The organism is Protofrankia sp. Cj3 (assembly GCF_917627355.1).
GTDB lineage: Bacteria > Actinomycetota > Actinomycetes > Frankiales > Frankiaceae > Protofrankia.
The window spans coordinates 1-8,341 of record NZ_CAKJTR010000199.1 but is presented as its reverse complement, the minus strand read 5'-3'; the positions used below and the strand labels follow the sequence as shown (position 1 = coordinate 8,341).

The window sequence follows — 8,341 nt, the reverse complement described above, 5'->3', positions numbered from 1 at the left end:
GTCCACCGGTGGCCAGACCTATCTTGTGGTCGGCAGCATCAGGACGCGGACGCTGCGCACCCTGACGACCAACGTCGAATGCCCGTCCCTGTCACCGGACGGAACCCGGATCGCCTTCAAGAAACGCGCCCAGGGAAGCCTGGTGCAGTGGCGGCTGACCGTGCTGGACCTCGCGACGATGCGCGAGACACCGCTCGCCGAGACCCGTAGCGTTGATGACCAGGCTGCCTGGTTCGACCAGAACACCGTTGCCTACGGCCTGCCGAGAACCTCGGACCAGGACAGCGTGATCAATGATGTGTGGGGAGTGGCCGCTGATGGGTCTGGTACCCCTCGGGTACTGGTGGCGCAGGCGTGGTCGCCCGCTTTCGTCCAGACCGGGATCTCGGGCTGACCAGAGCGGCGCGTCGACCGGGTCACCAGCGGGCCAGCGGGCCAGCGGGCCGCTACCGGGTCAGTGAGTGAAAACGATTCTGGGCCGCGGCCAGCCCTTCGGCGACGACCTGTTCGACCGCGTCCGCCGCGGTGTCCACCACGACGGCGAGTTCCTTGCGCTCGACCGAGGAAAAGTCCCGCAGGACGAAGTCGGCGGGGTCCATCCGACCGGGTGGACGCCCAATACCGAGCCGAACTCGCAGGTAGTCACGCGAGCCCAGCGAAGCCGTAACGGATCGTAGACCATTATGACCGTTGTCGCCGCCGCCGAGCTTGAGCCGGACAGCTCCGAAAGGGATATCCAGCTCGTCGTGCACGACCAGAACTCGTCCTACCTCAGCCTTGAAAAAGGCACGCAGAGCCGCGACCGGGCCGCCCGAGGCGTTCATGAACGAATGTGGCTTGGCAAGCACCGCCTGGGCCCCGGCAAGCCGCGTCTGCATGACGTCGGCGCGTGCCCGATGGGTCCGAAAACGGTCCCCGACCCGCTCGGCAAGCAGATCGAGGACCATGAAGCCGATGTTGTGCCGGTTACCGGCGTACGTCGGACCGGGATTGCCCAGTCCGACGACCAGCCATGGCCCGGCAACCGCGCCATCGGCTCCCAAGCCGGTCATGACACCACCAGCGGGCTCATCAGGCCGAGGCGTCGGTCTTCTCGCCCGCCGCGGCGGCTGTCACGCCGCCGGCTGCCTGCTCGGCCCCGGCGAGTTCGGCGTCCATCTGGGCGACCGTCAACTTCGCCAGCCCCTGGACGACGACCTGCCCCGCGTCGGTGTCCAGGATGGAACCCGCGGGCAGGATGAGCTGACCAGCATTGATGTTCGCGCCGGGTTCGAGGCCGGCAATGTCGACCTCGATCGACCCGGGGATGTCAGTCGCGTCGGCCCGCACCGAGACGGTGGTCAGCTGCTGGTCGACGAGAGTGTCGCTGTGGGCGTCACCGACCAGTACGACCGGGACCTCCACGGTGACCCGCTCGCCGGTACGGATGATGACCAGGTCGACGTGTTCGAAACTACCTCTGATCGGATGCCGCTGGACGTCCTTGGGAAGAGCGAGCTGAGTCCCGTCGGACAGCTCCAGCCGGAGCAGCACATTCGTGCCGGCACTGGTTTTGAACGCGTGCAGGAGCTCGTGGGCCTGCAGCGAGATATGGCGGGGCGGTTGACCGTGACCGTACAGAACGGCCGGGACCTTGCCGGCCTTGCGGGTACGACGAGCCCCGCCCTTGCCGAACTCGGTACGCGGCTCCGCGGCAATGCGGACCTCGGACATGGCGGTACTCATCCTCCTACAGGCTGGGGAACAACGGCGCGGCGCGAAACAAGCGGGAAGCGCCTGCCGGAACAGCGCGGTCCTTCACAGTACCGGACGGGACGCGGCAGGGCTGACCCGCCCTCCGGTGGGTCAGCCTCGCATCGGTACGAGCTATAACAGGTCCCGTGACAGATCGCGCACGTCAGCCGCTGCTGTTGGTCGGTGCGGGCGGGCTCGCCCGTGAGACGGCGCAGGCCGTGCACGCCGCGGACAGCCATCGGCTGCTCGGCTTCACCGACGACAACCCGGCCCGCTGGGGCTGTGTGCTGGACGGTCTGCCCGTGCTCGGTGGCACCGAGGTCATCACCAGCATGCCGGACGCGCTGGTGCTGCTCTGCCCCGGTTCCGGCGCGGTACGAGCGCGGCTCGCCGCCCGGCTGGCCGCGGCTGGCATCGGCGCGGAGCGCTTCGCCACCGTCGTCCATCCTGGGGTCCATGTACCACCGTCCTGCACGGTTGGTCACGGATCGATCCTGCTGGGTGGCATCACCATGACCACCGCTGTCACGATTGGTAACCACGTGGCGATCATGCCGAACTCGGTGCTCACCCATGACGACGTCGTGGAGGACTTCGCGACGATCTGCGCGTCGGTCTCGCTGGCCGGCGGGGTGCGCGTGGGTGCGGGCGCCTACGTCGGCGCGGGCGCGCTGGTCCGGGAGAACCTCTCGGTCGGCCCGTGGTCAACGGTCGGCATGGGCACGGTCGTACTCACCGATGTGCCCGCGGCCGAGGTCTGGGTCGGCAGCCCGGCCCGCTTCCTGCGCGGCGCCGCGCCCGCCACCAGCGTTGGCAGCGGCACGGTCCGCACTGACCACTGACCACTGAGACCACCGACCCAGTGCCCGGGACCGATGGCGCGAGGTGCCGGCCGCCGTGCCCAGCGCGGATCCCCTCTGCCCGCGGGTCGCTACGCGGCGGACACCCGCGCGACGTCAGCCGCGAACCAGGAAAGCGCGTCCCGCAACGCCGGCCGCCAGACGGTGAACGTGTGTACTCCTGGCCGCACGTGCAGCTGCACCGGGTAGCCGTCCGCGTCGAGAAGATCGTGCATGTGCCTCATGGCGCCCGCGACCTTGCGGTCATGACGTCCCACGTCAAGCCAGACCTGCGGCCGCGGGCCCGGACCGAGGCCATCGATGTAGAGATCCGGGCTGTTCGCCAGCGCGGCGGCCGGCGCCTGCGGACCGGCCCCGAACAACGGCCTCAGGCCGCCGGTGTGGGTCGGGCGAGTCAGCCCGGACATGTCTATGATCGACCCGAACATGGATCTGTTCCGCAGCCCAAGATTAAGCGCGCAGTAACCGCCGGCGGACATCCCGGCGATGCCCCGGTTGGTCCATCCGGGCTCGATCCGCAGCGTCGCCTCGACCGCCGGTACGACATCACGCAGCAGGTGGGTCTCGACGCGCTCACCGATGCCGTCAACGCACTCGGGGTCGTCAAGCCAGCCATGGCTCATGCGCGGCATCACTATGATCACCGGATGGCCGGTGACCGCGACCCGGTCACCGGCATCGGCCGCCTGCCCACCCCGCAACCAGTCAGCTGGGATCCCAGGTGACCCGTGGATGAGGTAAAGCACCGGAAAGCGCCGTTGTGACCGGTCGAAGTACTGCGGTGGAAGATAGACGAGTGCGGTCGTCGCCCCGAATCCGCTGCCCCTGTCGGGGACTGGGAGGGCCAGAACCGCTCCGTGCGGATGCGAACGCACGGTGGCTGACGTCGTCGAAGGGCGCAGGTCCGTGGTCCTCAGATGTGGGTCGGAGCCCCCCTCCGTGGCCGCTCCGATCACATCCCCGAGCCGGGGGAGGTAGCTGAAGTAGGCGTTGACCGCGTCAGCCGCCACCGTGATCGTGAGCAGCACCGCCATGAGACAAACCACGGCCCTGGGCGCTCGCGGCGACTTCCGGTGGATACGGAACAGCACGATCCACATGGCTGTCGCCGCCATGGAGAGAACACCGATGAAGGCTCCGGACAGAACAGGAAAACCGCTCATCGCACAGTCACCGGGGCCGATGCCGCCCGCGCCGCTCGTGTCCGCACGGGCGGCACGGGCGGCACGGGCAGCGCCGGAACAGTGAACACGGACACTCGCGGTCAGGCAGGCGGATACACAGCTGATCCGGCGGTCATGCGTCCCCGCCGAAGAGCTCAGTCACCGATCCGTCCTCAAAGACGGCCCTGATCGCGGCAGCCAACAGCGGCGCGATCGACAATTCTGTGATTTTGTCAATGCGGGCCTCGCTGCGCAGCGGCAACGTGTTGGTGAGCACGACCTCACTGATGTCGGAGTTCTTCAGGCGGTCGACGGCGGGCCCGGAAAGCACGCCGTGGGTCGCGGCGGCGATCACCTCGGTTGCGCCGTTCTCGCTCAGCGCCTCGGCCGCCTTGGTGATGGTGCCCGCAGTATCGATCATGTCGTCGACGATGACACAGGTCCGGCCCCTGACCTCTCCGACCACGTCGAACATCTTGACCTGGTTCGGTACATCCGGGTCGCGTCGTTTGTGGATGATGGCGAGCGGGCAGCCGAGCCGGTCGGTCCAGCGCTCGGCAACGCGGACGCGGCCGGCGTCCGGGGCCACCACCGTTACAGCGGAGGTGTCGAGCTTGCTCTCGATGTAGTCGGTGAGCAACGGCAACGCGAAGAGATGGTCAACCGGCCCGTCGAAGAACCCCTGGATCTGGGCGGTGTGTAGATCGACCGACATCAGCCGGTGCGCACCGGCGGTCTTGAACAGATCCGCGATCAGCCGGGCCGAGATCGGCTCCCGGCCGCGGTGCTTCTTGTCCTGCCGGGCGTACGGGTAGAAGGGGGCCACCACGGTGATGCGTTTGGCGTTTGCGCGCTTGAGCGCGTCCACCATGATGAGCTGCTCCATCAGCCAGGTGTTCACCGGCGCGGAGTGACACTGCAGCACGAAGGCGTCACACCCGCGAACCGACTCCTCGAACCTTACGAAGATCTCTCCGTTGGAGAACTCATAGGCGCTGGTGGGCACCGGCACGACGTCAAGCGCGCCGGCCACCTCGGCCACCAGTTCAGGATGTGCCCGACCACCGAAAAGCATCAGGTTGCGCCGGTTCTCGGTCTGGTAGCCCATCAGGATTCTCCAACCTGGTCCATTCGATTACGATCGGTTCCCATCGGCATCCGCTAGGTATCTACAGCCGGCCCCCACCGGTCATGCCAGCAATGCTGGCGGAGGTGCCCGTCCGGCCGGGTTCACCAGCCACATCGCCCGTTGCGGCCCGAGCCGCCGCGGTTCCCGGCCGGCGCCGTTGCACCCATCCCTCGATCGTGCGCTGCCGGCCCTCCCGAACGGCCAGCGCTCCCGGTCGCACATCCTCCGTGATAATCGAACCGGCACCCGTGTACGCACCGTCTCCCACCCGCACCGGCGCGACCAGCACGGTGTCACTACCGATCTTGACATCCATACCGATCACCGTACGGTGCTTGGCAATGCCATCGTAGTTAGCGAAGATCGTCCCACACCCGATATTGCTACGTTCGCCGATCACCGCGTCGCCGACGTAAGCCAGATGAGGCACTTTCGCACCGTCAGCGACCTGGGCTGACTTGGTCTCCACAAAGGCACCCAGCTTAACCCCGTGCCCGATGTGCGTTCCCGGGCGCAGGTGCGTGTACGGACCGACAACGCAATCCGGCCCGATCACTGAATCGGCCGCGGTGGTACGGCTGACGGTGGCCCCAGCCCCGACCACCGTGTCGGTCAGGGTGCAGTCCGGACCGACCACGGCCGCGGCGGCCACCCGGGTGCTGCCGTGCAGGAACGTGTTCGGCAGCAGCGTCGTGTCCGCCTCCAGGACGACATCGACGTCGATCCAGGTGGTGGACGGATCCACCACCGTGGTGCCCGCCCGCATCGCCGCGGTGACAATTCTGTCCCGCATGGTGATTCCGGCCGCGGCGAGCTGGACCCGGTCGTTCACGCCGAACGCCTCGCCCGGATCGTCGAGCGGACAGGCGGCCACGGCCTGCCGGCGTGCGAAAAGCACCCCGATCACGTCGGTCAGATATTCCTCACCCTGGGCATTGTCAGTTGTCAGGGATGTCAGCGCCTCGACCAACGGACCCGCCGTGAACACGTACACGCCGGTATTGATCTCGCGGATGGCCGCGGTGACGGGGTCCGCGTCCGACTGCTCGACAATCGCCCGGACGTCACCCGACGGTCCACGAATCACCCGGCCGTAGCCGGTCGGATCGGAAAGCTCGGCGGTCAGCACGGTTGCCGACGCGTCCGCGCGGACATGCTCGGCCAGCAGCGCCACCATCGTCGCGCCGGTCAACAGCGGGGTGTCCCCGGGGACCACGACCACCAGCTCATCCGGCTGGATACCCGCCACCGCCCGCAGCGCGGCCCGGACCGCGTGCCCGGTGCCACGCTGGTCGTCCTGCACGACCGGCGACACGGCCGGGGCTCGTCCGGCGACCGCCGCGATCACCTGTTCCCGCGCGTGCCCGACCACCACGAGCTGCCGCCGCGCGTCGAGCGGAGCCACCGCGGCGAGGACGTGCTCAAGCAGGGATCGGCCCGCAATACGCTGCAACACTTTGGGGATGGTGGAACGCATCCGTTTACCCTCGCCTGCCGCGAGGACGACAACTGCCGCCGGACGTGGTTGACTCACACGAGCTCCCGTGATCGCGGACATCAACGTCAGTGTACGGTGAGCTTACCGGGTCACGGCTTACCGGATACGGTTTACCGGCCGCCATCATGGGCAGGAAGAACAATTCGGGCGACGACAAACAGCCCAACAAGGATAAACCGACCGCACGTCACGCTGGTAGCCATCGGTCGAACCTCTCGCTCCGCCGCCACGACTCGAACGTGGACTAGAAGAACCAAAATCTCCTGTGCTGCCGATTACACCACGGCGGATCGAGGAAAATCGATCGCAGTATACCAGCACGAACCCAATCCGCCAAAGATCACACAATCACGCCGGCGGGTGTCCGGCTCATGACGGTCAGCCCGGCCGCACGGATTGTTTGCACGGATGTTCCCCGTGGCGAGCACCACACACTGCCGCAACAAGCTACCGTGACCCAACGGAAGCCGTCGTGGCAACGAACACGACCGATGGGCGGGGATTGTCTCATGACCACTACAGACACAGTGAACGCGACGGGCGTCACGGCCCGCGCGGCACCTGGGGTGACCGCCCCGCCCCGCCACACCGTCGCGCCGCGTTCATCGCTCAAGGCCCGCGGTGAACAGATCACGCTGGCCACGATCATCGTGCTTCCCCTGACGGCGCTGGCCGCGGCGGTACCCCTGCTGTGGAATCGGTGGATCAGCTGGCAGGACGTGCTCCTGGCCGCGACCATGTATATGATCACCGGCCATGGTGTGACCATTGGTTTCCACCGCTACTTCACACACCGCGGCTTCAAGACCTCCAGGCCCGTACGTGTCGCGCTCGCCATCGCCGGCAACATGGCGATCGAGGGACCGGTGATCCGCTGGGTCGCCGACCACCGGCGCCACCACGCCTTCAGCGACAAGGAGGGTGACCCGCACTCACCGTGGCGCTATGGCACCGGCACCCGGGCAGTGGCCAAGGGCCTGTGGCACGCTCACATCGGCTGGCTGTTCGACGTCGAGCAGACCGACCAGCGCCGATACGCTCCGGACCTGCTCAACGACGCTGACATGGTCCGGGTCAGCCGGATGTTCGCGCTCTGCGCCGCGGTGAGCCTCGCCGCGCCCGCGCTCATCGGCGGGCTGTGGCGAGGCTCGTTCGAAGCCGCGCTGCAGGCGTTCTTCTGGGCGAGCCTGGTCCGGGTGGCCCTGCTGCACCACGTGACATGGTCGACCAACAGCATCTGTCATGTCGTCGGCAAGCACCCGTACATATCGCGGGACCGTTCCGGAAATGTCTGGCCGCTCGCCTTCCTTTCGATGGGCGAGTCCTGGCACAACCTGCATCATGCCGAACCAACCCTGGCCCGCCACGGGGTCAAGCCCTGGCAACTGGACACCAGCGCCTATCTGATCAAGCTGTTGGAAACGCTGCGAATCGTCCATGATGTCCGTTGGCCAGTTCCCGAACGCATCCGGGCAAAAGAAGTCCAGCCAACGTCCTGAGCGTGTTCGGAAGCGTCATTTCGGCGGGGCGCGTTCAGACGCGCGCCCCGGCTGCGTCGCCGGCCAAACCGAATCCCTGTTGCCGGAGCCTCTTACCTGGTTGACGCGTACCTCGTTGATGCGCGAAACGGGTTGGCTGAAGGCGCTGTCCGGATGAAGCGGGTCAGGCATCCTCGAGGTCGGTCGCGAGAGCGAGCCAGGCATCCTCGGTCCGAGCCTTTTCCGCGACTACCGCGCGCAGGTCGGCGTCGAGCGCGAGTAGACGCTCATGGTCGGCAGCCGCCTCCGCAAGCGCCGCGTGCAGAGCGGTCTCCTGACGTCCCAGCCGCTCCAGCGCGCGCTCCAGCCGGTTGAGTTCCTTGCGCGCGACCCGCGTCCGGCCCGCCGCGGGCGCGACCGTGCCCGCGGCGGGCCGGACGCCACCGCCGCTACCACCGCCGCCACCGCTGGCCGAGCCG

7 protein-coding genes and 2 pseudogenes are annotated in these 8,341 nt (G+C 67.5%); 3 read left to right on the top strand and 6 right to left on the bottom strand.

Features of this window, described 5'->3' with window-relative positions; all coding sequences use genetic code 11:
- A pseudogene (locus tag MJ783_RS19890) lies at positions 1-394 on the top strand (hypothetical protein); the annotation flags it as partial.
- Between the two features lie 52 nt (positions 395-446).
- Here the strand turns inward: MJ783_RS19890 and pth are convergent.
- Complete coding sequence (gene pth / locus MJ783_RS19885; protein ID WP_239312552.1) at positions 447-1,052, bottom strand: aminoacyl-tRNA hydrolase; 606 nt, start codon at positions 1,050-1,052, stop codon at positions 447-449.
- A 19-nt stretch (positions 1,053-1,071) separates the two neighbouring features.
- Positions 1,072-1,713 carry a 50S ribosomal protein L25/general stress protein Ctc gene (locus MJ783_RS19880; RefSeq protein WP_239312550.1) on the bottom strand — a complete coding sequence of 214 codons (642 nt, stop codon included), beginning with the start codon at positions 1,711-1,713 and terminating at the stop codon, positions 1,072-1,074.
- 167 nt (positions 1,714-1,880) lie between these two features.
- Between MJ783_RS19880 and MJ783_RS19875 the strand changes: the two genes are divergently transcribed.
- Positions 1,881-2,576 (top strand): NeuD/PglB/VioB family sugar acetyltransferase, encoded by a 696-nt coding sequence (locus MJ783_RS19875; protein ID WP_239312548.1) that lies wholly within the window; start codon positions 1,881-1,883, stop codon positions 2,574-2,576.
- 89 nt (positions 2,577-2,665) lie between these two features.
- On the opposite strand, the gene MJ783_RS19870 is transcribed toward MJ783_RS19875, so the two are convergent.
- The 3 genes from MJ783_RS19870 to glmU form a co-directional block, all read right to left on the bottom strand.
- Positions 2,666-3,757, bottom strand: a complete 1,092-nt coding sequence (locus MJ783_RS19870) for an esterase family protein (RefSeq protein ID WP_239312536.1) — start codon at positions 3,755-3,757, stop codon at positions 2,666-2,668.
- A gap of 133 nt (positions 3,758-3,890) precedes the next feature.
- Positions 3,891-4,865, bottom strand: coding sequence for a ribose-phosphate diphosphokinase (locus MJ783_RS19865; protein ID WP_239312534.1), 975 nt, complete (start codon positions 4,863-4,865; stop codon positions 3,891-3,893).
- 61 nt (positions 4,866-4,926) lie between these two features.
- Positions 4,927-6,420 (bottom strand): bifunctional UDP-N-acetylglucosamine diphosphorylase/glucosamine-1-phosphate N-acetyltransferase GlmU, encoded by a 1,494-nt coding sequence (gene glmU, locus MJ783_RS19860; protein ID WP_239312532.1) that lies wholly within the window; start codon positions 6,418-6,420, stop codon positions 4,927-4,929.
- A gap of 473 nt (positions 6,421-6,893) precedes the next feature.
- Here glmU and MJ783_RS19855 point away from each other — a divergent pair, with 473 nt between their 5' ends.
- On the top strand, positions 6,894-7,883 hold the full coding sequence (locus tag MJ783_RS19855; protein WP_239312531.1) for an acyl-CoA desaturase: 990 nt from the start codon (positions 6,894-6,896) through the stop codon (positions 7,881-7,883).
- A 163-nt stretch (positions 7,884-8,046) separates the two neighbouring features.
- Here MJ783_RS19855 and MJ783_RS19850 read toward each other — a convergent pair.
- A pseudogene (locus MJ783_RS19850) lies at positions 8,047-8,341 on the bottom strand (ABC transporter ATP-binding protein); the annotation flags it as partial.

Coding starts and splice junctions, on each gene's coding strand:
- pth (WP_239312552.1), bottom strand. CDS start 1,052: ATGACCGGCTTGGGAGCCGATGGCGCGGTTGCCGGGCCATGGCTGGTC.
- MJ783_RS19880 (WP_239312550.1), bottom strand. CDS start 1,713: ATGTCCGAGGTCCGCATTGCCGCGGAGCCGCGTACCGAGTTCGGCAAG.
- MJ783_RS19870 (WP_239312536.1), bottom strand. CDS start 3,757: ATGAGCGGTTTTCCTGTTCTGTCCGGAGCCTTCATCGGTGTTCTCTCC.
- MJ783_RS19865 (WP_239312534.1), bottom strand. CDS start 4,865: ATGGGCTACCAGACCGAGAACCGGCGCAACCTGATGCTTTTCGGTGGT.
- MJ783_RS19855 (WP_239312531.1), top strand. CDS start 6,894: ATGACCACTACAGACACAGTGAACGCGACGGGCGTCACGGCCCGCGCG.